Here is a 1,777-nt window from a genome sequence, read left to right on the forward strand (position 1 = left end):
ATCAAAGGCCAACAACCCACCCGACCCACACAGAGCCGGGCGAGCCAAACCTCACGATGGGGAATCAACCCCAGCGCACACCCTCCTGCACCACACGATGCAAAAGAGCATGCACATAAACCACTTGACGAGGACACAACCCCCACAAAGAGGGTCGCCTCACACGCACTGGCTTTTAACGCACTGTTGAGTTCTCAAGAAACGGACACCCACCCCAGAACCCCACCACACCGGCAGAGCCCTGCAGGGGCAATCGTTTCAGTCTATTGAGATCTTAGCACNGGGCAATCGTTTCAGTCTATTGAGATCTTAGCACCTGTCAACAGACCGAGCGAATCGATCTTGCTTCCAGGGGCTCGCCCAGCCCCACAGGGATCCGCGGAGCATGATCCAGCTCCCGTGATCGTTCGTGGGGGTCTCTCGGGCCGGCCACCTTGCGGTGTCCCGCATCCCGTCTGGGCTTCCTCTCCACCGTACCGCGGTTCGAAGCGGACTTCGAACCGTTTTCCGGAGAGGGACCTTCCCCGGGGCCGGCCGCCTGTCGGCGTCCCGCATCCCCGTCTCGGGCATGAGAACTTTAAGCAAGATCCGCTACACCGTCAAATCAGCGTTCGCCGCTCCCCAACGCCCCAGATCAGGGGCCGTCCGCCCACCGCGTTCGCCCGCAGAGCGCGCCGCGCCTGCCGCCGTCTTCGGCGACGCCGGTCCTCAGCCGACCGTCTCCATCGCCCGACGGCCTCGCCGCCCTTCCAGGACTTGCCATGCCCTCACCTCGACGGTCATCGGCCCCCGCACGCTCACCGAGTGCGGGAACCGCGCAGAGGCGGCGCGGAAAGGGCGGAAGGTGCGATCGTGGCGCCATGCACATCATCCCTGCCGAGTCGATCGCCGGGATCAGGGTCGTCCCGCTGTGCGACGCGATCGGCCCCATGCACGGATCCATACGCCGCCCCCTCCCGGAGACCTTCCCGGGATCGACCCCGCAGCAGTGGGAACGGATCCGCGCCGAGCATCCGGAGGCCTTCGAGCCGGACGGCGAGTGGGTCCTGCACTTCCACTGCTTCGTCCTGGACATCCCCCACGGCCCCACGGTGCTGGTCGACACGGGGGTGGGCGACCGGCATTCACCGGCGGCGAGCTGGGCGCCCGTACCGGGTCGCCTGGTGGAGGCGTTGTCGTCGGCGGGCCTGTCCCCCGCCGACATCGACGTCGTGGTCCTCACGCACCTGCACAGCGATCATGCGAGCGGGGCGGTCGCCGACGGGGCGCCCGTGTTCCCGAACGCCCGCCATGTGGTGCAGCGGCGCGAGCTGGAGTGGATCGCGGCGAACCCGGAAAGCCCGGTCGGGGGGCAGACGGTCCGCCCGCTCCGGGAGGCCGGTTGCCTGGATCCCCTCGACGGCCCCTCCCCTCTGGCCGGGAAGGTGGAGCTCGTCCCCACCCCCGGGCACACCCCGGGACACCAGTCGGTCGTGATCGACGACCACCGGCTGGTGGTGGCCGGGGACGTGGTGCTGCACCCGATCCATCTCCTCGACCCCTCGGTGCGGTACGCGCACGATGAGGACCCCGAGGCGGCGGCCGCCACCCGCGCCGCCCTGCTGGAACGCGTCCGCGACCGCGGCGGCCTCCTCGCCGCGCCGCATCTGCCGGCTCCGTTCGTGCGCCCGTGAAGGCGCCGCCGGGCGCACGGAGCCGAGACGCGGAGCCGGAGAAACGCCGAGGGCCGGCGCGTTCGCGGTGAACGCACCGGCCCTCGATCCGGTGGAGCTATGGG

The 1,777-nt window shown here is 69.1% G+C and carries 1 protein-coding gene; it reads left to right on the top strand.

The genetic code is table 11. From position 1 onward, the window contains the following. Positions 1–860: 860 nt before the first annotated feature. Positions 861–1,673, top strand: coding sequence for an MBL fold metallo-hydrolase (locus EIO00_RS23920; protein ID WP_161602796.1), 813 nt, complete (start codon positions 861–863; stop codon positions 1,671–1,673). Positions 1,674–1,777: the final 104 nt, after the last annotated feature.

Origin of the sequence: Thermomonospora catenispora (assembly GCF_006363815.1) — a bacterium.
Taxonomy (GTDB): Bacteria; Actinomycetota; Actinomycetes; order Streptosporangiales; family Streptosporangiaceae; genus Thermomonospora; species Thermomonospora catenispora.